The organism is Clostridium intestinale, from assembly GCF_035905475.1.
Taxonomy (GTDB): Bacteria; Bacillota; Clostridia; order Clostridiales; family Clostridiaceae; genus Clostridium_T; species Clostridium_T intestinale.
Map to the genome: position 1 here is coordinate 3859839 of NZ_CP121166.1, position 24161 is coordinate 3883999.

At 31.0% G+C, this 24161-nt stretch carries 19 protein-coding genes; 14 read left to right on the top strand and 5 right to left on the bottom strand.

The window, feature by feature from the left end:
- Positions 1–45: 45 nt before the first annotated feature.
- The 3 genes from P8F83_RS19690 to P8F83_RS19700 are packed head-to-tail and all read right to left on the bottom strand — an operon-like array spanning position 46 to position 3457.
- Complete coding sequence (locus P8F83_RS19690) at positions 46–1260, bottom strand: hypothetical protein (protein WP_326512370.1); 1215 nt, start codon at positions 1258–1260, stop codon at positions 46–48.
- Between the two features lie 58 nt (positions 1261–1318).
- Positions 1319–2761 carry a HAMP domain-containing sensor histidine kinase gene (locus P8F83_RS19695; RefSeq protein WP_326512371.1) on the bottom strand — a complete coding sequence of 481 codons (1443 nt, stop codon included), beginning with the start codon at positions 2759–2761 and terminating at the stop codon, positions 1319–1321.
- 3 nt (positions 2762–2764) lie between these two features.
- Complete coding sequence (locus tag P8F83_RS19700) at positions 2765–3457, bottom strand: response regulator transcription factor (protein ID WP_315113856.1); 693 nt, start codon at positions 3455–3457, stop codon at positions 2765–2767.
- A gap of 383 nt (positions 3458–3840) precedes the next feature.
- Here P8F83_RS19700 and P8F83_RS19705 point away from each other — a divergent pair, with 383 nt between their 5' ends.
- From P8F83_RS19705 to P8F83_RS19755, 11 genes are all read left to right on the top strand, one after another.
- Positions 3841–5571 carry an ABC transporter ATP-binding protein gene (locus P8F83_RS19705; RefSeq protein WP_326512372.1) on the top strand — a complete coding sequence of 577 codons (1731 nt, stop codon included), beginning with the start codon at positions 3841–3843 and terminating at the stop codon, positions 5569–5571.
- Complete coding sequence (locus tag P8F83_RS19710; RefSeq protein ID WP_326512373.1) at positions 5571–7427, top strand: ABC transporter ATP-binding protein; 1857 nt, start codon at positions 5571–5573, stop codon at positions 7425–7427. Before P8F83_RS19705 ends, P8F83_RS19710 begins: the two co-directional genes overlap by 1 nt.
- 58 nt (positions 7428–7485) lie before the next feature.
- Entirely contained in the window at positions 7486–8253 is a 768-nt protein-coding gene (locus tag P8F83_RS19715) for an HAD-IIB family hydrolase (RefSeq protein WP_326512374.1), read from the top strand.
- 263 nt (positions 8254–8516) lie between these two features.
- On the top strand, positions 8517–9848 hold the full coding sequence (gene glnA / locus P8F83_RS19720; RefSeq protein WP_238907260.1) for a type I glutamate--ammonia ligase: 1332 nt from the start codon (positions 8517–8519) through the stop codon (positions 9846–9848).
- 22 nt (positions 9849–9870) lie between these two features.
- Entirely contained in the window at positions 9871–10431 is a 561-nt protein-coding gene (locus tag P8F83_RS19725; protein ID WP_021803828.1) for an ANTAR domain-containing response regulator, read from the top strand.
- 141 nt (positions 10432–10572) lie between these two features.
- Positions 10573–15156, top strand: coding sequence for a glutamate synthase large subunit (gene gltB / locus P8F83_RS19730; protein WP_326512375.1), 4584 nt, complete (start codon positions 10573–10575; stop codon positions 15154–15156).
- A 15-nt stretch (positions 15157–15171) separates the two neighbouring features.
- Complete coding sequence (locus P8F83_RS19735) at positions 15172–16641, top strand: glutamate synthase subunit beta (protein WP_326512376.1); 1470 nt, start codon at positions 15172–15174, stop codon at positions 16639–16641.
- Positions 16642–16837: 196 nt separating this feature from the next.
- Positions 16838–17233 carry a VOC family protein gene (locus tag P8F83_RS19740; protein WP_238907263.1) on the top strand — a complete coding sequence of 132 codons (396 nt, stop codon included), beginning with the start codon at positions 16838–16840 and terminating at the stop codon, positions 17231–17233.
- Between the two features lie 134 nt (positions 17234–17367).
- Positions 17368–18003 (top strand): FMN-dependent NADH-azoreductase, encoded by a 636-nt coding sequence (locus P8F83_RS19745; RefSeq protein ID WP_326512377.1) that lies wholly within the window; start codon positions 17368–17370, stop codon positions 18001–18003.
- Positions 18004–18171: 168 nt separating this feature from the next.
- Positions 18172–18492: a heavy metal-binding domain-containing protein gene (locus P8F83_RS19750; protein WP_021803823.1), complete on the top strand. Its 321-nt coding sequence runs from the start codon at positions 18172–18174 to the stop codon at positions 18490–18492.
- A gap of 131 nt (positions 18493–18623) precedes the next feature.
- Positions 18624–19097, top strand: coding sequence for a glutathione peroxidase (locus P8F83_RS19755; protein WP_315113833.1), 474 nt, complete (start codon positions 18624–18626; stop codon positions 19095–19097).
- A 68-nt stretch (positions 19098–19165) separates the two neighbouring features.
- On the opposite strand, the gene P8F83_RS19760 is transcribed toward P8F83_RS19755, so the two are convergent.
- Both P8F83_RS19760 and P8F83_RS19765 read right to left on the bottom strand, forming a co-directional pair.
- A complete protein-coding gene (locus P8F83_RS19760) occupies positions 19166–19837 on the bottom strand; it encodes an undecaprenyl diphosphate synthase family protein (RefSeq protein WP_315113830.1) in 672 nt (223 codons plus the stop codon).
- Between the two features lie 56 nt (positions 19838–19893).
- Positions 19894–20634 carry a signal peptidase II gene (locus P8F83_RS19765; RefSeq protein ID WP_326512378.1) on the bottom strand — a complete coding sequence of 247 codons (741 nt, stop codon included), beginning with the start codon at positions 20632–20634 and terminating at the stop codon, positions 19894–19896.
- Between the two features lie 156 nt (positions 20635–20790).
- Between P8F83_RS19765 and P8F83_RS19770 the strand changes: the two genes are divergently transcribed.
- The 3 genes from P8F83_RS19770 (at position 20791) to P8F83_RS19780 (ending at position 24157) form a co-directional block, all read left to right on the top strand.
- Positions 20791–21603 carry a pyruvate, water dikinase regulatory protein gene (locus tag P8F83_RS19770; RefSeq protein ID WP_073022707.1) on the top strand — a complete coding sequence of 271 codons (813 nt, stop codon included), beginning with the start codon at positions 20791–20793 and terminating at the stop codon, positions 21601–21603.
- Positions 21604–21789: 186 nt separating this feature from the next.
- Entirely contained in the window at positions 21790–22296 is a 507-nt protein-coding gene (locus tag P8F83_RS19775) for an NADH-quinone oxidoreductase subunit NuoE family protein (RefSeq protein WP_073022708.1), read from the top strand.
- A 61-nt stretch (positions 22297–22357) separates the two neighbouring features.
- On the top strand, positions 22358–24157 hold the full coding sequence (locus P8F83_RS19780; protein ID WP_420022626.1) for an NADH-ubiquinone oxidoreductase-F iron-sulfur binding region domain-containing protein: 1800 nt from the start codon (positions 22358–22360) through the stop codon (positions 24155–24157).
- Positions 24158–24161: the final 4 nt, after the last annotated feature.

The following is a 24161-nucleotide window of genomic DNA, read 5'->3' on the forward strand; positions in this document are numbered from 1 at the left end:
TTAAGAAAAAATTAGTTTTTGAGATTATTTTGTAAATTAATAATGTTATTTTGTTTTTTCGTAAAGTGAGTATTGGAATGATTTGCGATTCTGGGTATCTTCTCCAGACTCAGTATTTGTATATGCGACTATAGAACTAAAAATCTTAGTACCATCATTGGTTAAATAAAACATAATAGAAGAATTTTCTGCAACTGGAGAACTATATAAGAGTTGATTATTAGTGATAGAATCTTCAGATATATTTGCTGCATAAAGTTTATTTTTAGTTAGAAAAGGCTCATAATCAGAAGCTCTATTAGTGAAAAAAGCATAAACAAGTGTATTGCCAACTATATCAAAATTAGTCCAAAATAAATCTTCATCTTTTTCTTTAGGAGATATTTTTAATAGAGTTATTGTATTTTGGGTTTGTAAATCAAATTTACAAAACGAAAGTTCTCTACTATCTCTATCTTTTTGCATAAAATAAATATATTTACCGTTATAACTCATCTTAAAGTTCTCAACTTTAATTCCAGGAATACGAGCAATTTCTTTAGGATTTAAATCATCAAGAGAAAATTCTAATATATTCTCTGAATACGGTGTAGAAGTATAAAATTTATTTGTTGCTTTACTATATAAAAAATATTGAGAAAGAGATAAATCTTTTAATGGAGCACTTTTATAGACTTCACCTGTTTCTAAATCTAATATACGAATAATATTTTTATGATATCCATCATATTGAGTTCGCGTGACTATACTTAAATAACTATTGTCTCCAGAAATTTTAAGAGGGTGCATTGAGCCTGCGTTTTCTGATTCCTCTTTTATATCTGGAAGATTAACAAGCATTTGCTTTTCTTTTGTGTTAGCATCATATATCCATAATTCAGTACCCTTGAAATAGGTTATTAAGTTTTTATTCACCATTGTAAATAGTCCATTTAAATTATTTTCGATTATGTTAATAGAGTTATCAGAGTTTAAGGTGAATAAATTAGTATAGGTATAAGAGGTGTTTGGAGTCAAATTTTTAGAAAATACAGGAGAAGCATCATTTGCAATTGTGTATATATAAGCATTCTCGGTTTCAGAAATTTCTAGATCCCTAACCTTAGTAAATATCCTACCATCTTCATCTAATTCATTACTCATCTTCTGTACATCATCCTGTACTGTAATAATCTTTTCTTCAGTGGTACAACCAGTTAAAAATAAAGAAGAGATTAATATTGATATTGTAAGAACTTTTAATAAAGTGTTTTTAGACATAAAATTTCCCCCTTTCAGTGTTATTTTTATGATAACTTTTAGTAATTACAAAACTTAATTAAATTGTTTCAGAGATATTACAGAAAGAAGGAAAAGTTGTTGTAAGTTTAAATATTTCTTCAGTTAGTTCTATAGTGATTTCTCCATTTAATGAATTAATTATCTCTTTGCATATATATAAACCTAGGCCATTGCTGTCTTCTGTTGAGTTAGTACCTTTAACAAAAGGTTCAAACAGCTTATCTTTTATAAATGAAGAAGAACTTTCATAAGAATTTTCTACTGTTAAATAAACTAAGTTATCTTGATTTTTTAGATTTATAGCTATAATTCCATTATCTAGAGAATATTTTATAGAGTTATCTAAGATGTTTGTTAGTAATGAAGTTATGTTTTCAGTATCTGATAGTATTAAAGCATCCTCCATATCTAGATTTAGGGAATAAGCTTTATTTTTCCACTTAATTTTTAAGTTATCAAGAATTCTTGATATAAATGTGGATAATTCTATAGGAATTAATTCTTTCTGTGGATTATTTAAGTTTTTAGAAATATTTATTAGCTCCACTATTAAGGAATGCATTCTTTCACTTTCTTGAAAGATACCATTTATGGCTCTGTCTCTAAAATTCTTATCCTTTACCTTGGGAGAAAGCAATAACTGGCTATAACCTGATATAGTAGTTAAGGGAGTTTTAAGCTCATGGGTTACATTATTAAAGAAGCTGCTTTTACTTTTTTGAAGAAGTAGAGCATTTTCTTTTTCTTTCATAAGATATTCCAATTGATTTTTTATCTCTTTTTTCATATTAGAAAATTCTCTTGATAATATTCCTATTTCATCTGAAGATGAAGATTCAAAACAGTAATCAAAATTACCTAAAGAAACTTCCTTTACTCCTTTAATTAATGAGGATATAGGTTTAGTTATACGAGAAGAGATTAGATATGTAATCAAAAGTATTAGAATACCAAAAAAAACTTGAAGCAAAGTTATAATATTTAATATTTTTATATAATCTAAATAATTTTCACTAAAATCTTTTGTCAGATAAAGATTATAATCACTTTTATCATTTATATAAATTGGATAGGAAATTGAGGAAGTATAGGTGTTTTTAACTCTATATAGTTTTATTACAGCTTTGTTCTTTGAAGCTTCATTAAGTAATGATATATCCTCTTCTGAATTATTTGTGGTGGTTAAGGGGTTCTTATTATCTGAAGAATAAAGGCTTCCATAGGTTTGGTAGAGTTTTTTTATATCCCATAAAACCTCAGAGCCTACATCAATCCAATCAGAATCAGAGTAAGAATCTTTTAATAAAAGTTTGTTTTTTATTAATTCTCTAGAATTTATCATTAAATTATTCATTGAGTTAGTTGTGTTTTTTTCAAAATCCTTTTTGATAAAAAATCTTATAGATAAATTAAGCACAATGGAAAAAATAATAAATAAACACATAAACCACAAGGTTATTTTGCTTTTTATACTTTTCATAAATTACCTCATTACATATCCAACACCAAATACAGTCTCTATATGAGAAAAATCAGGTGTATCTATTTTAGCTCTAAGTCTCCTTATATGAACATCAACTGTTCTATCTTCTCCAAAATACTCATAACCCCAAATAGTGTTTAATAAAGCATCTCGAGTGAAAATTTTATTTCTATTTTTAGAAAGTAAAGAGAGAATTTCAAATTCTTTTGGATTCAGTTTTATCTCCTCGTTATTTTTAAGAATTATTCTGCTATCAAAATCAACCTTTAGCACTGGGCTTATGGCTACAGGCTGGTTTGATAAATCATTTGTGAATATAGAAGAATATTTAGTTGTGGATCTTAAGGCAGCTCTAATTCTAGCTATAACTTCTTTTATATGAAAAGGCTTAGTTATATAATCATGAGCCCCTAACTCTAAGCCTAGAACCTTATCAACAACGTCATTTCTAGCAGTAATTAAAATTATAGGAATACTAAGTTCTTTATTTATATACTTGCACAACTCAAATCCATTTGTATCTGGCAAATTAACATCTAAAAGAACTATATCTGGAGCAAAATCCATTAAGTTTTCCTTTAAAGATTCTCCATTGAAAAGACTTAAAACTTGAAATTTTTCTTCTTCTAAAGCAGTGGTTAAAATATCATTTATATAAAATTCATCCTCAACAACAATAATCTTTTCTCTCATAAACAAATACCTCTCAAATTATACTAAATATATTTTAACATGAGCTTGTTACAAAGTTGTTATAATTTAGAAAATAACTGATTCATAGGAGCTTCATCAAAGTCATTCTAGCTAATAAAAAAATTAAATATTAAAAACAGAAAAACAGAAAAACAGTTAACCAGTTAACCAGTTAACCAGTTAAGAATATAAGAAGTTTACCAGTTAAGCAGTTAACCAGTTAACTGGCAAAAAAAATAGATTTAAATTAATATATTGTTTGTGAAGATTAAGATAATTTTTAAATTAAAAGTAATAACAGATTTTGAAAATTAGGCATAGTTTTCTATGAGGTTGAGTTATAATTTATATTGAACGGTTTGCTTATTTAAATAAAGATGGAGATGAAGTTTTTGAAGCATTATAAGAAGTATATAGAGAAATATAAAAAACCATTTGTTATAGCGTTATTTTTTCTATCAATAGAGGCGGTTTGTGATCTTATGCAGCCAACTATAATGTCAAAGATAGTTGATGAAGGTGTTGCTAGTAGAAATATGGATTATGTTTTAGTAAATACGCTGATTATGCTTGGAGTGACTGTTATGGGAGCTATAGGAGCTACTATGAGGAGCATAATAGCAAGTCATGTATCTCAAAAATTTGGGAGAGATTTAAGAGTTGATATGTATGAGAAGATTCAAAGTTTTTCCTTTGATAATATAGATAATTTTGATAAAGCTTCATTAGTTACTAGACTTACTAATGATGTTAATCAAGTGCAGATGTTTGTAAATGGAATGATGAGGGTTTTTGTTAAGGCGCCAATGTTATGTATAGGAAGTTTAATAATGGCGGCTAGATTAAATTTATCTTTATCAGTAATATTTTTAATAATAATTCCACTAGTCATTGGGATAATAATTTTAAATATGAGGGTAGGATACCCTAATTTTAGAAAGATACAAAAATCTTTGGACAATGTTAATAGTAATATAAGAGAGTATTTATCTGGGGTTAGAGTTGTTAAAGCATTTAATAGGTTTAAATACGAAGAAGAACGATTTGGTAAAAAAAATGATGAGCTTTTTAAGGTTTCTACTAAGGCTATGAAAACTATAGCCATATTTAGTCCAACTATTACGGCTACAGTTAATATTGGAATAATAGCAGTGCTTTGGCTGGGTAATATAAAGATAAATAACGGCAGTATACAGGTCGGAGCAGTTATGGCATTTATAAATTATATGACTCAAATACTGTCTTCTCTTATGACCATGACCTTTGTGTTTAATATGTTTGTTAAAGCCAGAGCATCTTCTGAGAGAATAGTTGAAGTTTTTGATCAAGAACCAACTATAGAAAATGGGGATGAAAAAGTTAAAAAGGGAGAATTACAAATAAGTTTTGAAGATGTAAGTTTCACTTATAGTGGGGGAGTTAGGGAAGCTGCTCTTAAAAATATTAACCTTAATATTAATTCTGGTGAGCTTTTGGGAATAATAGGTTCTACGGGTTCTGGGAAGAGCACTTTAGTTAAATTGCTCCTTAGATTTTATGATGTTACTAAGGGAAAGATAAAAATCAATGGAGTTGATATAAAGAATATTTCTATGGAAAGTTTAAGAGATAGGATTTCTATAGTTCCTCAGGCTTCTTTATTATTTACAGGAAGTATAGTAGATAATATAAGGTGGGGGAAGGCTGATGCTACTATGGAAGAGGTTATAAATGCAGCTTCATTAGCAGAGGCTCATGAATTTATATTAAAACAGGCAAAAGGATATGATACAAAACTCGGTCAAGGTGGAGTGAATCTTTCAGGAGGACAGAAACAGAGGATATCAATAGCTAGAGCGTTAATTAAGGAACCTCATATATTGATATTAGATGATTCAACTAGTGCTGTAGATGTTACTACTGAAAAGAAAATAAAAGAAGGATTAAAGAAGTTCTCAAAAGACTTAGTTACTATAATAATATCTCAAAAAATAACTTCAGTAATGGAAGCTGATAATATACTGGTACTTGATGATGGAGAGATAGTAGGTTTAGGTTCTCATAATGAACTTATGGATGACTGCAGTGTGTATAAGGATATATTTAATTCTCAGATTGGGAAGGAGTTAATATAATGGGAGAAAAAAATAAGAAGATAGATGAAATACCTTCCATAAATATATCTGGAAGAAGAACGACAAAGGGCATGGATAGATTTGCTCCTAAAGTTAAACCTAAGAATTTTAAGAAAACTCTAAAAAGACTTTTTGGATATATTTCTAGTGAGAAAAGATCCCTTGTATTTATATTTAGTTTAATAATAATAGATAGCTTTATAGGACTTATGGCACCATATCTAATAGGTAAAGCTGTTGATTATATGGCAGATTTTCAAGGGACTAAAAATTCAAGTGGTTTAATAATAGTGATATTTGTTTTACTTATTTCTTATATAGTTAGCGGAGGAATAAATATTGTTGAAGGTAGAATCATGGCAAAAATATCCCAAGGAATTGTTAGAAAGTTAAGAGGTAATTTATTCTCTAAACTGCATAAGCTACCTATAAGCTTTTTTGATACTCACAGTCATGGAGAAGTTATGAGCAGACTTACTAATGATATTGAAAATGTAAGTAGTACTGTTTCTAGCTCAACCACTCAGTTAATGTCTGGAGTAATAACCATAGCAGGATCCTTTATAATGATGCTTATTTTAAGCCCACTTTTGACACTTGCAAGTTTAATAACTGTACCTTTAGTAGGAGGATTAACAAAAGTAATAGCCAGTAAAACTAAGGTTTTATTTAAGAAGCAACAAGTTGAGCTTGGAAATTTAAATGGATATATAGAGGAAACTATATCTGGAGTAGATATAGTGAAGGCCTTTAATCGTGAAAAAGAAGCTATGGATTCCTTTAGGGGGATTAATGACAGGCTTTGTGAGGTTGGATTAAAGGCTCAGATTTGGTCAGGATTTTTAATGCCTATTATGAATGTAATAAATAATATAGGTTTTATGGCAGTAGCTTCTGTTGGAGGGATACTTGCGGTTAAGGGACTTATAACTGTAGGATTAATAGCTAGTTTTTTAAGCTATTCAAGACAATTCTCTAGACCCTTAAATGATTTGGCTAGTATATTTAATAATTTGCAATCAGCAGTGGCTGGAGCTGAAAGAGTATTTGAGATTTTAGATGAAAATGAAGAAAGTATGGATAGCGAGAAATCTAAGAAAATAACAAATCCTAAGGGTGAAGTTGTATTCAAAAATGTGAGTTTTGGATATTCAAAAGATATAAGTGTATTAAAAAATATAAGCTTTAGTGCTAAGGAGGGAAGTTCTACTGCTTTAGTTGGAGCTACAGGAGCTGGAAAAACCACAATAATAAGTTTACTTACTAGATTTTATGAGGTTACGGATGGAAGTATATTAATAGATGGAGAGGATATACGTAAATATACGAGAGATAGTTTGAGGAATATATTTGGTATAGTACTCCAAGATACTTATCTATTTAGCGAAAGTATAAAAGATAATATACGTTATGGAAATCCAAAGGCTACAGATGAGGAAATAGAAAAAGCAGCTAAATTGGCCTGTGCAGATAGTTTTATAAAAAGGCTTCCAGAAGGATATGAAACTAAAATTGTAGAGGGGGGAAGTAACCTTAGTCAAGGACAAAGACAACTTATAACTATTGCTAGAGCTATGTTATCTAAACCTTCTATACTAATTCTAGATGAGGCAACAAGTAGTGTTGATACGCGTACAGAAAAGCAGGTTCAAAAGGGTATGTTAAATATAATGAAGGGAAGAACTAGCTTTATTATAGCTCATAGATTAAGTACCATTAGAGATGCAGATAATATACTTGTTGTTGGAAATGGGGAGATTTTAGAAAGTGGGAATCATTATGAACTATTAGATAAAAAAGGTGTATATTACAATATGTACTTTAGCCAGTTTAATAATGAAACTAATGATATTTAGTTATGGTGTATGTTATAATTAAAACTGATAAAATACTGTAAGATAAGGGGTATGGTTGATGAGAAAAATGCTAGCTACTGATTTAGATGGAACTTTAGTAGAGGGTTTTGATATTACAGATGATAATATTAAGGCTGTAAAAAAACTAGAAGAACTAGGACACGCTATAGCAATTACTACTGGAAGACCCTACAATGGAGTAGAGTTTTTGAAAAGTAAATATGATATAACAGCGGACTACTTTGTTCTACTAAATGGAGCACTTATTTTTGATAAGGATTTAAATCTAATGCATAGCGAAGAGTTAGATTTAAATATATGTGATTCTGTTATAAAGGATTTTAGATATAGAACTACTGGGGTAGCACTAGAAACTGGATTTACTACTTATATAGTAGGCGAGGGATTTGAAAACTTTGAGGTTCCTAGCATGAAAAGTATAGAGACCTTAGTAGAGTTAGGAGATGACAAGGTGTCATTACTTTGCTTTGAGTTTGAGGGGAAGGATGCAGCCTACATTAAAGAAGTTTGTGATGATATCAATAAAAAGTATGGGGATTATCTTGTAGCTTATAGAAATACTAGATATATAGATATAGTTAAGGTAGGTTGTTCAAAAGGAAATGCCTTAGAAATGATTATGGAAAAAGAGATAATAGATGCTAACAGAGTTTACTCTATAGGAGACTCATGGAATGATCTATCAATGTTTAAAGTCGCAGGAAATTCCTTTACGTTTACTAGTTCAGAGGAAAGCTTAAAAGAGCATGTAGATTATGTAGTTAATTCAGTAAGTGAATGTATATTAAATAATATGGTATCATAACTTTAAATAGGTATGGTATTAACATATTATTAATGAAATCAGATGCATATTAACAAAAGTATACGGTTAGAATAATAAATTTAAACAAAACAAAAAATAACAGTTGATTTTTTGATAGTATGAGAATATAATATTAACAAGATTTAGTCGAACAACGGTGTTCTACAGAGTTACTTACAAATTTTTAAAAGTATTTCTAGTAGTGCGCCGTTTTATTGCATATGTAATTTTGCAAATAATAAATGCGAAAAGGGGAGTATATTATGGCAAAGTATTCTAAAGAGGATATTATTAATATCGTTAAAGAAAATGGTATTAAATTTATAAGACTTCAATTCACTGACTTATTTGGAACACTTAAAAATGTTGCGATAACTGATAGTCAACTTGAAAAGGCTTTAAATAATGAGTGTATGTTTGATGGGTCTTCTATAGACGGTTTTGTAAGAATAGAAGAATCAGACATGTATCTTAGACCAGACTTAGATACATTCGTTATTTTCCCATGGAGACCTCAACAAGGTAAAGTTGCAAGATTAATTTGTGATGTTTATAGACCAGACGGAACTCCATTTGAAGGAGATCCAAGAAATATATTAAAGAAAGTATTAAAAGAAGCTGAAGAGTTAGGGTACAGCATGAATGTTGGACCAGAATGTGAATTTTTCTTATTTAATACAGATGAAAAAGGTGAACCTACCACTGTAACTCACGATGAAGCTGGATACTTTGATTTAGGACCAGTAGATTTGGGAGAAAATGCTAGAAGAGATATGAGTCTTGCCTTAGAAGAAATGGGCTTTGAGATAGAAGCATCTCACCATGAAGTTGCAGCAGGACAACATGAAATAGATTTTAAATATGCAGATGCACTTACAACAGCTGATAATATAATGACTTTTAAATTAGTTGTTAAAACAATAGCTCAAAGACATGGAGTGCATGCTACATTCATGCCTAAACCTGTATATGGAATCAATGGTTCAGGAATGCATGTTAATATGTCACTAAATAAAGATGGAAAAAATGCTTTTGTTGATGAAAATGGAGAATTAGGATTAAGTAAGACGGCATACAGCTTTATAGCTGGTCTTGTTGATAATATTAAGGGAATAGCAGCCATAACTAATCCTCTAGTTAACTCATATAAGAGATTAGTTCCAGGTTATGAAGCACCAGTTTATATAGCATGGTCTGGAAGTAACAGAACATGTCTAGTAAGAGTACCAGCTTCAAGAGGCGCTGGAACAAGAGTAGAATTAAGATGTCCGGATCCAAGCTCAAATCCATATTTAGTATTAGCTACATTACTTTCAGCTGGACTAGAAGGAATAAAGAAGGATCTTACACCTCCACCATCTGCTGAAAAGAATATATTCAAGATGAATGAAGATGAAAGAGAAGCAGAAGGAATAGATTCGTTACCAGGAAGCTTAGAAGAAGCTATTAAATATATGAAAGAAAGTGAATTGGTGAGAAAAACATTAGGTGAACATGCGTTTAATACTTATTTAAAGGCTAAATCCTCTGAATATAAAGATTATGCTATAAGTGTTCATCAATGGGAAATTGACAATTATATCAAGAAATATTAATCAGAAAAAAGGTGAGTTTGCCATGGACTTTCGCAGAGGAATAATTATAGCCTTAAACAATATTGATACAGCTAAAAAGGTAGAGATTATTTTAAGAAATGAAGGATACGAGGTACTTGGAGTATGTACTTCAGCTAATGATTTAATAAGAAGAGCCATGCAAGAATCTCCTAGCTTAATAATAATGAGTTATAAGCTTTCTGAAATGACAATTATAGATATTAGTAGTAATCTAGGTGATATATGCGGATTCTTGGCTATAGTAAATGAACCTTACAAATCCTTCGTTCAAGAAGAAACGGATATATATTGCATAAGTAATCCTATATCTAAGCCAGTTCTATTAAATGCTGTAGATTTAATTTTTCAAAGTCAAAGAAGAATAATGAAGCTTAGAGAACAAGTTGAGAAGTTAGAACACAGCATTGAAGATAGGAAGCTTGTTGAAAAAGCAAAGGGAATCTTAATGACGAATAAAGGACTTTCTGAAAAGGAAGCTTTTAGATACATTCAGAAGACAAGTATGAATAATGGACAAAAGATGAGTGAAGTTGCAAAGGCAATTCTTGCCCAAGAAACTTAACTTTCTTTACCAGTAAACCCCAACAATTTAACTTATTTTTTAATTGATTTTGCGAGTGCTATATTTTATGATATAGTTACTCGCTGTTTGTTCCTACAATGATATCAAAGGCGATATTAATAAACTAAGGGGGGGCTATAAATGCACAAAAATTATCCAGAGAAAATGGGATTATATAATCCTAGTTTTGAGCATGATGCATGCGGAATTGGTGCAGTTGCTAATATTAAAGGAATAAAAACACATAAGGTTTTAGAGGATGCTCTAAATATTTTAATCAACTTGGAACATAGGGGTGGAATAGGTTCAGAAGAAAACACAGGAGATGGTGCGGGAGTATTATTCCAAATACCACATAGATTCTTCAAACAAGAAGCCCAAAAACTTGGAGTAATTCTGCCACAAGCAGGAGATTATGCAGTAGCAATGGTGTTCCTACCTCAGAAGGAAACTATGAGGATAGAAGCAAAAACTCTTTTTGAGGAAACTCTTAAAGAAGAGGGAGTTAAATTGTTAGCGTGGAGAAAGGTGCCAGTAAATTCTAAGGATTTAGGGGAAACTGCGCTTTCTTGTATGCCATACATACTTCAAGCAATTGTTGAAAAACCAGAAGAAGTTAATAGGGGTATAGACTTCGAAAGAAAATTATACGTAGTTAGAAGAAAAGTTGAGAAAAAGGCTCTTAAAGATACTTTACTTCATGGAGAGACTTTCTACATTCCATCTTTTTCTTCTAGAACAATAGTTTATAAAGGAATGCTTTTAGCAACACAGCTTAAAGATTTCTATAGAGATCTAGGAAATGCTAAAGTAGAATCATCTTTAGCTTTAGTACACTCAAGATATAGTACTAATACTTTCCCAAGCTGGGAGAGAGCACATCCTAACAGATATATGATACACAATGGGGAAATTAATACATTAAGAGGTAATGTAAATAAAGTACACTCAAGAGAAGCAAAACTTGTCTCAAAATACTTAGGTGAAGATTTAGGTAAGGTATTGCCTGTAATTGATCGAGAAGGATCAGATTCAGCCATTTTAGATAATACCTTAGAGTTCTTGTTAATGAATGGTAGAGACTTACCAAAAGCTGTAATGATGGCTATTCCTGAACCATGGGCTAAAAATGAAACTATGAGTAAGGAAAAAAGAGATTTTTATGAATATTATGCTACTATGATGGAACCATGGGATGGTCCTGCTGCTATAGTATTTACTGATGGAGAAAAATTAGGTGCCGTTTTAGATAGAAATGGACTTAGACCAGCTAGATACTATGTAACAGATGATGATTATTTAATACTTTCATCTGAAGTAGGGGTATTAGATGTTGAGCCTCATAAAGTAGTTGAGAAAAATAGACTAACTCCAGGAAAAATGCTATTAGTTGATACTGTAAAGGGTGAATTGATAGATGATAAGGAATTAAAAGATAAATACGCTAAGGAAAATCCTTATGGAGAATGGCTAAAAGAAAATCTTATAAATATAGAAGATATTGATGATATAGAAGTGAAGGATGAGGCTATAGAACCAGAAGAAAGAGCAAAGCTTCAGAAATCTTTTGGTTATTCTTATGAAGATTTAAAGAATAATATTTTAAAGATGGCAGAAGTGGGAGAAGAAGCTCTAGGAGCTATGGGTATAGATACTCCGCTTGCTGTATTATCAGAAAAACCTCAGCCACTATTCAATTACTTCAAGCAACTATTTGCTCAGGTTACTAACCCACCAATAGATGCTATAAGAGAAGAAATAGTTACAGCTACAGATGTTTTCTTAGGTACAGAAAGAAACTTATTAGAGGATGTTAAAGAAAATTGTAGACAAATAAAACTTAGTTCTCCAATATTATCAAATGAAAACTTCCTAAAAATTAAAAACATAAATAGAGAAGGCTTTAAGGTTAAGACTTTAAGTATATTGTTTAATAAAAATAAGGGTAAAAATGCTTTAGAAGAAGCTTTGGAAGGTTTATTTAATGAGGCTGATAAAGCATTTGCGGATGGATACAATGTATTAATCCTTAGTGATAGAGGAGTAGATAAAGATAATATTTCAATTCCATCACTACTAGCAGTTTCTTCGCTTCATCATCATTTAGTAAGAAAGGGTGCAAGAACATCCTTAGCTCTTATACTTGAAAGTGGAGAACCAAGAGAAATACATCATTTTGCTACGTTATTAGGGTTTGGTGCTTCAGCTATAAATCCTTATTTAGCATATGAATCTATAAGAGAACTTATTGAGGAAGAATTACTAGAAATTCCTTATGAAAAAGGTGTTTACCATTTTAATAAAGCAATACTTAAGGGAATAGTTAAGATATTATCTAAAATGGGTATATCTACTATACAATCTTACCAAGGAGCACAAATATTTGAGGCTCTAGGAATTGCGGACAAGGTAATAGATAAATACTTCACTAATACTATAAGTAGAATTGGTGGAATAGAGATAAAGGATATACAAAAAGAAGCTGAATTAAGACATGCGACTGCATTTGATAAGAGAGGACTTACTCTAGATTTAACTTTAGACTCAGTGGGAAGCCACAAGTTTAGAAGTAATCAAGAAGAACATATGTATAATCCTCTAACAATTCACAAGCTTCAAGAAGCTGCTAAAACAGCTGATTACAGATTGTTTAAAGAATATACTTCTTTATTAAACCAAGAAGAAAGTACATTAACATTAAGAGGCTTAATTGATTTTGATTACTCAGGTGTATCAGTACCTTTAGATGAAGTAGAGTCAGTGGATTCAATAGTTAAGAGATTTAAAACTGGTGCTATGTCATATGGTTCTATATCTAAAGAAGCACATGAAACTTTAGCTATAGCTATGAATAGATTAGGTGGAAAATCTAATACTGGTGAAGGTGGAGAAGACCCAGAAAGATGGATACTAGATGAAAATGGAGATTCTAGAAATTCAGCTATAAAACAAGTTGCATCAGGTAGATTTGGAGTTACTTCAGAATACTTAGTAAATGCTAAAGAGTTACAAATAAAAATGGCTCAAGGAGCAAAACCTGGTGAAGGTGGGCAACTTCCAGCTAGTAAGGTATACCCATGGGTTGCTAAAACTAGAAGATCAACTACGGGAGTTGGTTTAATATCGCCACCACCACACCATGATATATACTCAATAGAAGATTTAGCACAGTTAATATACGACCTTAAAAACTCTAATACTGGAGCAAGAGTATCTGTTAAACTTGTTTCTGAAGGTGGAGTTGGAACTATTGCAGCTGGAGTTGCTAAAGGTGGAGCAGATGTTATCCTTATATCAGGTTATGATGGAGGAACTGGTGCGTCACCAAGAACATCTATTCAACATGCAGGATTACCATGGGAACTTGGACTTGCAGAAGCTCATCAAACTCTAGTTATGAATAACCTTAGAGAAAGAGTAGTAGTTGAAGCTGATGGTAAACTTATGACTGGTAAAGATGTAGCTATTGCAGCTTTATTAGGTGCAGAAGAGTTTGGATTTGCTACGGCTCCATTAGTAGTTATAGGCTGCGTAATGATGAGAGTATGTAACTTAGATACATGTCCAGTAGGTATAGCAACTCAAAATGAAGAACTGAGAAAAAGATTTGCCGGAAAGCCTGATTACGTAGTTAACTTCATGAGATTCATAGCTGAAGAGTTAAGAGAATACATGGCTAAACTTGGATTCAGAAGTATCGATGAAATGGTTGGTAGATTTGATAAGTTAAAAGCTAAGGAAGATATTAAGGGTTGGAAAGCAAAAAAGGTTGATATAAATTCAATCATAAATGCTCCACAATTAGAAAAGGGTAAAGCTATAAGCTTTAAAGCAGAAAAAGCTCATTCTCATAAATTAAATGAAGTTCTAGATAGCGAATTATTCTTAAAGTTAGCTAAAGATGCTTTAGAGAATGGAAATAAGGTTGATATAGAAGTTGATATAACTAATATAAATAGAACTTTAGGAACTATATTAGGTTCAGAAATAACTAGAAAATATGATTCAGTTGGACTTCCAGAGGATACTATAAGTATAAAATGTAACGGATCTGGAGGACAAAGCTTTGGTGCATTTATACCTAAGGGGCTTACTTTAAAAATAGAAGGAGATTCTAATGACTACTTAGGTAAGGGATTATCAGGTGGTAAGCTTGTGGTTTATCCTTCAAAAGATAGTAAGTTTAAAGCAGAAGAAAATATAATAATAGGAAATGTTGCTTTATATGGAGCAACTTCTGGAAAAGTATTTATAAATGGTATAGCAGGAGAAAGATTCTGCGTAAGAAACTCTGGAGCTACAGCAGTAGTTGAAGGAGTCGGTGATCATGGCTGCGAGTACATGACTGGGGGTAGAGCTGTTATCTTAGGATCAACAGGACTAAACTTTGGTGCAGGTATGAGTGGTGGAGTTGCTTATGTTCTTGATGAAGATGAAAGCTTTAAAAACAAAGTTAACTTACAAATGATCGCAGTAGAAGAATTAGGTGAAGAAGATATAGAAGAGCTTAAGGGTTTAATTGAAGAACACGTAGAAGCTACTGGATCTAATAAAGGTAAATTAATATTAGAAAACTTTAATGAGTTCTTACCTAAATTCCATAAGATTATGCCTCACGACTATAAGAGAATGCTTTCTATTGTAAAAGAGAAAGAGAAGCAAGGGCTTAAAGGTGAAGATGCTTTAATAGCTGCATTTTATGAAAATACTAGGATTAATAAGTAGGAGGGAGGAAGTATTATGGGAAAACCAACAGGATTTTTAGAATTTGAAAGAGAAGAAGGTAAAAACATTGATCCTATAGAAAGGTTGGAAGGCTTCGAAGAATTTCATAAACTCCTACCTAAGGAACAACAAGAAAAGCAAGGCGCAAGATGTATGGATTGCGGTATACCATTTTGTCAATCAGGAATATTGATAAATGGTATGGTTTCAGGATGTCCTATAAATAATCTTATACCTGAGTGGAATGACCTTATTTATAGAGGTAAATGGAAATTAGCACTTAAACGTCTTTTAAAAACAAATAACTTTCCTGAATTTACAGGAAGAGTATGTCCAGCTCCATGTGAAGCTGCATGTACAGCAGGTATAAACGGACCTGCTATTGCAATAAAGGAAAATGAAAGATCAATTATTGATAGAGCATTTGAGGAGGGTTTAATAAAACCAGAACCTCCAAAAGTAAGAAGTGGTAAAAAAGTAGCTGTAATAGGTTCAGGTCCAGCAGGACTTGCAACAGCTGACTCCTTAAATAAGAGAGGACACAATGTAGTTGTGTTTGAAAGACACGATAGAATAGGTGGACTTCTTATGTATGGAATTCCAAACATGAAGCTTGATAAATCTGTTATAGATAGAAGAGTTAACTTGATGAAGGAAGAAGGAGTAGAGTTTGTAACTAATGCAAATGTAGGAGATGACTATAGAACAGAAGATATTCTAAATAATTTTGATGCTGTAGTTCTAGCTACAGGTGCTTCAAATCCAAGAGATTTAAAAGCTCCAGGAAGAGAGCTTAATGGTGTACATTTTGCGGTAGACTTCTTAAGAGCTAACACTAAGAGCTTATTAGATTCTAACTTAAGCGATGGAAACTTTATTTCAGCTAAAGACAAAAACGTAATAGTCATTGGTGGTGGAGATACTGGAACAGACTGTGTGGGAACTTCATTAAGACATGGCTGTAAATCTCTTGTACAATTTGAAATTATGAATAAACCACCTTTAGAAAGAGCTGATAATAATCCATGGCCACAATGGCCAAGAATTCTTAAAGTTGATTACGGTCAACAAGAATTTGAAGCAAAATATGGAGAAGATCCTAGAAAATATGCTATAAATGTTAAGAGTTTTGAAGGCGATAGCGAAGGTAATCTGACAAAGGTTAACACTGTAGATGTTAAATGGGAAAAAAATGATAAAGGTGCTTTTGTTCCTGTAGAAGTACCAGGTAGCGAAAAGGTATGGAAAGCTGAACTAGTATTATTAGCAATGGGATTCTTAGGAACTCAAGACTATGTTTCAAATGCTTTCGGAGTTGAACTAGACGCAAGAACTAATGTTAAAGCAGGTTATGGAAACTTTAGAACAAATGTAGATAAAGTTTTTGCAGCTGGAGACTCAAGAAGAGGTCAGTCCTTAGTAGTATGGGCTATAAATGAAGGTAGAGCTGTAGCTAAAGAAGTAGATAGCTATTTAGCAGAATAATAAGTAAAGAGAGAAATCTAAATTTTATAATTAGATCTCTCTCTTTTTTAAGTTATATAAAAATAAACTCAATAAAAGATTAAATAATGCAGCATATTTTTATTGATTATGTAAATAAATGATGAATTATTGATAAATAGGACGAGCTTTGTTAATATATAATTAAGTAATTTGATATGGCAAAGGAGCTAAAAAAATGAAAAATATTATTCCAGAAATTTTTGTAGATAACTGCAAAGAGGCATTAGAGTATTACAAAGAGATCTTTGGTGGAGAAATAAAAAATGTTCAATTAGCTGACGGAAACCCTATGTTTAAAGGTAAAGAGGGTAAAATCATTCATTCTGAGTTACATATTAATGAAAACTGCATAATATATTTAGTTGATATATTAAGTGAAGAACACGATAGTAAAAACGTAAATATATTGCTTGAATTAGAAAATGAAGAAGAAATAAATAAAATATACGCACTATTGAAAAATAAGGGATCTGTAAAGTTTGAATTACAAAAAACTTTCTGGGGAGCTTATCATGCCGTAGTTACTGACATAAACGGAATCATATGGGGATTAAATTATTCTAATAACTAAAAAAGAAATGCATTGTAAAATTTTACAGTGCATTTCTTTTTTTTATTACTTGACAAAAGCATGTGAAATTTGATAATATACTTACATAAAGTAAGTGAAAATAATTATCAATTATATTTATAAAGGAGATAGAAATGAGTAAAGTATTATATATTAAAGGAAATGCACAATTAGAGGAAAAATCAAAGTCATTACAAGTAGGAAAGATATTTTTAAATGAGTATAAAGGGGTTAACCCAGAAGATGAAATCATAGAGATTGATTTATATGAAGATAATATACCAATGTTAGATAAAGAAGTGTTTAATGCATGGGACTATTTAGCTAAAGGGGAAGTTTTTGAAAGTCTATCAGAAAGTCAAAAAAATAAAATAATAAGATTAGGTGAAATAGTTGATCAGTTTATGGAAGCAGATAAATATGTATTTGTAACACCATTATGGAATTTCTCAATACCACCAATGGTTAAGGCATATATAGATGCTATATGTATAGCAGGTAAAACATTTAAATATACTGAAAATGGACCTGTAGGTTTATTAAAAGGTAAAAAATTATTGAACATTCAAGCTAGTGGAACTAAGTTCTCTGAGACACCAATAGAAAACCTTGAGCATGGTTCAAACTATATTAAAGTTGTATCAAACTTTGTAGGTATAGAAGATGTTAGTGTGTTCCACGTTGAAGGGATTGCTCAAAACCCTGATAGAGCAGAAGAAATATTTGATAAAGCAAAAGCAGATGTTGTTGCAGTAGCTAAGAATTTTTAGATTAGGTATATTAAAAGGCATTCGTAAGGATGTCTTTTTATTATATAAAATAATAAATTACATATACTTATAGAAAGATATTGACAATGAAATTAATGATGATATAATAACATTAATAAGAGTAATAAATAACTCTTTATGAGTTATTTGAAATTATAGGAGGGTATTATGATAGTAACAACAACTAATAATATTGAGGGAAAAGTAGTAAAAGAGTATTTGGGAGTAACATTTGGAGAAGTAATCACTGGAGTAAACTTTGTAAAAGACTTTATGGCAGGAATAAGAGATTTAGTAGGTGGAAGATCTAAAACATATGAAGATGAGCTTATAAATGCTAGAAGAGAAGCTATGGAAGAGCTAAAGAGAAGAGCTGCTTCAATGGGAGCAAATGCAGTTATAGGAATTGATGTAGATTATGAGGTTTTAGGAGCTAGTTCAGGTATGTTAATGGTAACAGTTTCTGGAACTGCGGTAATAGTTGAATAGATTAATATAAGTTAGAAATAATAAAGTCAGAATGATATCATTCTGGTTTTATTTTTTTATTGACATTGAAATACAAAAGTTATAAAATTTAATTGTACACAATTTAATTTTATAAAGAGAGGTTGGTTAGGATGAATATATATGATTTTAAAGCTGTAGATTCAATGGGAAAAGAGAGAGATTTTGAAGAGTTTAAGGGTGAGGTGTTATTAATAGCTAATACTGCAAGTAAATGTGGGTTTACACCTCAATATAAAGAACTAGAAGAACTGCATAAAAAATATAAAGATCAAGGGCTAAAAGTTTTGGCATTTCCTTGCAATCAATTTGGAAAACAAGAGCCAGGTAGTAACGAAGAAATAAAGAACTTTTGCGAAATAAACTATGGAGTAACCTTTGATGTATTTGAAAAGGTTGATGTTAATGGAGAAAATACTCATCCAGTATTTAAGTACTTAAAAGAACAAACTGGTGGGATATTAGGAAAAAGTATTAAGTGGAACTTTACTAAGTTTCTAATAGATAAAGATGGTAATGTTATTGACAGATATGCACCAACTACAACTCCATTAAGCTTAGAAGGAAAGATAAAAGAATTACTTTAGAAAATAGATATAGATTATAAGGATGATGCAGAATTAATAAAAATTAGTTTTGCATCATCCTTATTATTTTAACCACCTAAGGTTATATCTTGAGTATCATACCAATTTAATGCATCATATATATGATCAGTTTTAAAATTAGGCCAATAGTCATTTATTATATAAAAATCAGAATAAACAGATTGAATAGGAAGAAATCCACTAAGTCTCCTTCTGCCACCCCATCTTATAATTAAATCAATTCTAGATATTTCAGATGAAGCTAAGGAGTTTAGTATCTCTGAAGTTTTTTTACCTCTACTTTTATCTGTTAGGCAATAGTTTAGATCCCAATTCCAACCATAATTAATAAGGAAGTTTACATTAATAAGTCCCTTTCCAAAATTAACACGCTTATTAGCATAAGGAAGCAATTCTTTAGGGAAAACTGGTGAATCACTATTTCCAACAACTAATATATTGGCATCTTTATTAATTAGAGAAAATACCGCATCTACACATGCTTTTTGAAAAGCTTTGGTTTGAGAAGATGGTCTTTTGGTATTATCAGTTGTAAATCCATAAAAGGTTAATTCTTTAACACCTAAACTTAAGCAAGTATCATATAATTTAATACCAGGTTCAATACCAAACTCATAACCTTCATGTTTTTCTTTATTATTACTTTGAGCCCAGCGTCTATTTCCATCAGGAATAATTCCAATATGAGAAGGAATTCTTTTATAATTTATATTGTTCATAATATACTTCCTTTCATGTCGTATATATGAAATTATTTCCTAATTATCTTAAAATATTACTTAACTAATCTCAAATCTTTTAAAATAAAAACAAAAAAATCCTTTACTCCCTCAATATCTTCTTTCATAGTACTATCTTCTTCGCTGGTCAAATATCCATTTATGTACATACCTAAAAATAAAAATAATATTGATAGATTTATATAGATATCTTTAAAATCAGCTATAAATAAATTACTAATACCTATAAAGTCTAAACTTCCTCCATAGAATACCTTATCTATTAAGGAACATAAGCATCCTGCTATTAAGAAAACAAAACACATATCACCCCAAAAATCTTTATTTCCTTTGAAATTATAATATCTATAAATCTCGATGAAAAAAAGTAGGGCTAAAACATTAAGAGCTATTAATATATTAAAACTTACACCAGCACCAAAACGTGCATTTAACCAAGAACCTTCAGTATTAATTATAGGTGAAAAGTATAGAAAGTCTTTTATAATAGTAAATTCTTTGTGGAAAAAATATAGTTTAATGATAAGTTTGAGACCTTGATCAATTAAAAATATTATTCCGAATATTATCCAAAGGACTTTAACTGAAAAGCCATTTTGGTGGTTTATACCTATTTTATATATTATATAACCTGTTAAAGCGAATAATATAGTTATAAGAAGATTCATAATAATACTATAGGAATCGGTTAATCTTCCAGTTACTAATTCGAATAAAAAATAGGCAAGCCACATTACAGGCAAGACACCTATTGCTACAAGTTTTTCTTTTTTCATAAAAAATCCTCCCATTTATATCTTATGATATTATATCATAAATCTATAAATGGATATATTAAAACAGTTAAAGGATTTTAGGTAGAAATTTTCAGAAAATTGAGATATTATAGGATTATATAGGAATAATATAGGGTATAAAAGGAGTGCTTAAATATGTTAACAATGTATGCAATATCGGATTCTATAGGTGAAACTGCAGCACAAGTAGCAAATGCAGCAGCAAGTCAGTTTAAAGAAAAAGTTGAAGTTAAGAGAATACCATATGTAAAGACATTAGAGGATGTAGATGATGTTATAAAAACTATAGATGCTTGTTGCGATCAATGTATGGTCATATCTACAGTTATAACAGTAAATGTAAGAGAATTTTTGACTCAAAAATGTGTAGAGAAAAACATTAATATAATAAATGTATTAGGCCCTATAATAAATGTAGCGTCCAATATAATTAATACTTTACCAGACTACAATCCAGGAGCTATGTGGAAAACTGATGAGGTATATTTCAAGAGAATTGAAGCTATGGAATTTGCGATGCAATATGATGATAGTAAGGATTATAGAGGGCTAAAAAATGCAGATGTTGTTTTACTAGGTTTATCAAGAACCTCAAAAACTCCTTTATGTATGTACTTAGCAAACAAGGGTATAAAAGCTATAAACATACCACTAGTTCCAGAAGTAGGTGTACCAGATGAGCTTTATCAAGTAGATAAGAAAAAGGTTTTTGGATTAACTATAAATCCACTTCAGCTTATTGAAATAAGAAAAAGAAGATTAGATAAATTCCATCGAATATCCTCTAGTATAGAATATGCAGGGGACGCAAGAGTTTTAGAGGAATTTGAATTTGCCGATAAAATAATGCGAAAAGTTGGTTGCAAAACTATAGATGTTACACAAAGAGCTATAGAAGATACAGCGTTAATAATAATGGATTATATAGGACATAACAGAAATAAATAATATCTCATAGCCAAGAGCTAATAATAAAGCTCTTGGCTTTTTTTATGCGCGAAAAACAGAAAATATTGTCTATTCTAAATATTGATAATATTCTAACAATTTATATTGTATACATATGGAAGAGGGTGTAAAATTAAGATATCATTGTTAAATTATTAGCATTAAATAATGAAAGGAAGAAACAATATGTGTGATTGTAAGACAAGTTCTAAATTCAAAGATCTGGACAGATTTATTGAAACACAAAATAACGATGAAGCTGCCCTAATACCTGTACTTCATAAAGCCCAAGAATTATATGGTTATGTCAGTGAAGAAACTCAAGTATTTATTGCAAAAAGGTTAGGTATTCCGCCATCACAAGTTTATGGAGTTGTTACATTTTACTCTTACTTCTCAACAAAACCTAAAGGGAAATTTGTTGTAAGCGTATGCACAGGAACAGCATGTTTTGTTAGAGGTGCGGGAGATATACTTCAAGAATTTAAATCCCAGCTGTCTATTAAGGAAGGCGAAACTACCGAGGATGGTCTTTTTACACTAGATACCTTAAGATGTGTTGGTGCATGTGGAATAGCTCCTGTAGTATCTATTAACAATAAGGTATATGGACACTTTTCTAAATCAGAAGTAATAAACATTCTAAAGAGTTGTGAGGAGTTTGATAAAGATGGAGATCATAAACAATTATAGTGAGTTAATTGATTTAAAAAATAAATACGCACATAAATTAAACTTAAGAAAATCAAGAGGAATGAGAACTGAATTAGTAAAAGAAAGAAACATAATGGTTTGCGGAGGGACAGGCTGTAAATCATCTGGCTCAGATGAAATAATAAATGCACTTAATGAAAATATAGAGAAACTTGGTCTTAAAGATAGTGTTAAGGTCATAGCTACAGGATGTTTTGGATTCTGTGCTAGAGGCCCAATTATGCATATACAACCAGACAATATATTTTATACTCAGGTAACGGAAAAAGATGTTCAGGAAATAGTTTTTAGTCATCTATTAGAAGGGAATATAGTTCAAAGATTATTGTATGAAGATCCAGAAACAAAAATAAAGTTATTGTCTCAGGAGGAAATGCCATTTTATAAAAAACAAAATAGAATAGCACTAAGAAACTGCGGGATAATAGACCCTGAAAACATTGAAGAAGTCATAGCTAGCGGAGGATATCAAGCACTAGGAAAAGCTGTATCAGAAATGACTCAAGATGAAGTTATTAATGAGGTTAAAATATCAGGGCTTAGAGGTAGAGGAGGCGGAGGTTTCCCTACAGGCAGGAAGTGGGAAGCAACAAAAAGAGCTAATAATGATACAAAATACGTAATTTGTAATGCTGATGAAGGTGATCCTGGCGCATTTATGGATAGAGCTATATTAGAAGGTGATCCACACAGTGTAATAGAAGCAATGGCTATATGCGGATATTCTATAGGATCAAGCAAGGGATTTGTATATATAAGGGCTGAATATCCTTTAGCTGTTCATAGATTAAAGATTGCTATTTCACAAGCAAAAAATGCAGGGCTATTAGGAGAAAATATATTAGGAAGTAACTTTAACTTCGATATTGAAATAAAATATGGAGCTGGAGCCTTTGTATGTGGAGAGGCTACTGCTTTAATACATTCTATAGAAGGAATGAGAGGGGAACCTACCATGAAACCCCCTAGAACTTCAGAAAAAGGATTGTGGTTAAAACCGACCTGTGTAAATAATGTTGAGACATTTTCAAACATAGCTCCTATTATAAATAATGGAGGCTCATGGTACGCATCTATAGGAACCCCTAAATCTACAGGAACTAAAGTTTTCGCTTTAGCTGGAAAGATTAATAATGTAGGACTTGTTGAAGTTCCTATGGGGATAACATTAAGGGAGATAATATATGAAATAGGTGGAGGAATAAAAGATGGAAAAGCTCTAAAAGCAGTACAGAGCGGTGGTCCATCTGGTGGATGTATACCTGCATCTTTAATTGACACGCCTATTGAATATGAAACTTTATTAGAAATAGGTTCAATGATGGGTTCTGGTGGAATGATTGTAATGGATGAAGATAACTGCATGGTAGACATTGCAAAGTTCTATATGGAATTTATAGTGGATGAGTCCTGTGGTAAATGTACACCTTGTAGAGTAGGTAATAAAAGATTACTAGAAATACTAAATAGAATAACTGATGGTAAAGGCAGTAGAGATGACCTAAGTGCATTAAGAGATTTATCAGAAATCATTCAAGATACATCCTTATGTGGACTTGGACAATCAGCTCCAAACCCAGTTTTAAGTACTATGAATTATTTCACTAATGAATATATGGATCATATAGTTAATAAAAAATGTGCATCTAAGGTTTGTAAAAACTTGCTTACTTATACAATAGAAGATAATTGTATTGGTTGTACTAAGTGCGCTAGAAATTGTCCTGTACATTGTATTAAGGGTAAGGTTAAAGAAAAACATGAAATAGATGTAGATAAGTGCATAAAATGTGGAACTTGCTTTAATGAATGTCCAGTTAAAGCAGTAATAATGGTATAGGGGG

Coding starts and splice junctions, on each gene's coding strand:
- glnA (WP_238907260.1), top strand. CDS start 8,517: ATGGCAAAGTATTCTAAAGAGGATATTATTAATATCGTTAAAGAAAAT.
- P8F83_RS19750 (WP_021803823.1), top strand. CDS start 18,172: ATGATAGTAACAACAACTAATAATATTGAGGGAAAAGTAGTAAAAGAG.
- P8F83_RS19710 (WP_326512373.1), top strand. CDS start 5,571: ATGGGAGAAAAAAATAAGAAGATAGATGAAATACCTTCCATAAATATA.
- P8F83_RS19690 (WP_326512370.1), bottom strand. CDS start 1,260: ATGTCTAAAAACACTTTATTAAAAGTTCTTACAATATCAATATTAATC.
- P8F83_RS19735 (WP_326512376.1), top strand. CDS start 15,172: ATGGGAAAACCAACAGGATTTTTAGAATTTGAAAGAGAAGAAGGTAAA.
- P8F83_RS19765 (WP_326512378.1), bottom strand. CDS start 20,634: ATGAAAAAAGAAAAACTTGTAGCAATAGGTGTCTTGCCTGTAATGTGG.
- P8F83_RS19705 (WP_326512372.1), top strand. CDS start 3,841: ATGAAGTTTTTGAAGCATTATAAGAAGTATATAGAGAAATATAAAAAA.
- P8F83_RS19700 (WP_315113856.1), bottom strand. CDS start 3,457: ATGAGAGAAAAGATTATTGTTGTTGAGGATGAATTTTATATAAATGAT.
- P8F83_RS19755 (WP_315113833.1), top strand. CDS start 18,624: ATGAATATATATGATTTTAAAGCTGTAGATTCAATGGGAAAAGAGAGA.
- P8F83_RS19740 (WP_238907263.1), top strand. CDS start 16,838: ATGAAAAATATTATTCCAGAAATTTTTGTAGATAACTGCAAAGAGGCA.
- P8F83_RS19715 (WP_326512374.1), top strand. CDS start 7,486: ATGAGAAAAATGCTAGCTACTGATTTAGATGGAACTTTAGTAGAGGGT.
- P8F83_RS19770 (WP_073022707.1), top strand. CDS start 20,791: ATGTTAACAATGTATGCAATATCGGATTCTATAGGTGAAACTGCAGCA.
- P8F83_RS19780 (WP_420022626.1), top strand. CDS start 22,358: ATGAGAACTGAATTAGTAAAAGAAAGAAACATAATGGTTTGCGGAGGG.
- P8F83_RS19695 (WP_326512371.1), bottom strand. CDS start 2,761: ATGAAAAGTATAAAAAGCAAAATAACCTTGTGGTTTATGTGTTTATTT.
- P8F83_RS19760 (WP_315113830.1), bottom strand. CDS start 19,837: ATGAACAATATAAATTATAAAAGAATTCCTTCTCATATTGGAATTATT.
- P8F83_RS19725 (WP_021803828.1), top strand. CDS start 9,871: ATGGACTTTCGCAGAGGAATAATTATAGCCTTAAACAATATTGATACA.
- P8F83_RS19745 (WP_326512377.1), top strand. CDS start 17,368: ATGAGTAAAGTATTATATATTAAAGGAAATGCACAATTAGAGGAAAAA.
- gltB (WP_326512375.1), top strand. CDS start 10,573: ATGCACAAAAATTATCCAGAGAAAATGGGATTATATAATCCTAGTTTT.
- P8F83_RS19775 (WP_073022708.1), top strand. CDS start 21,790: ATGTGTGATTGTAAGACAAGTTCTAAATTCAAAGATCTGGACAGATTT.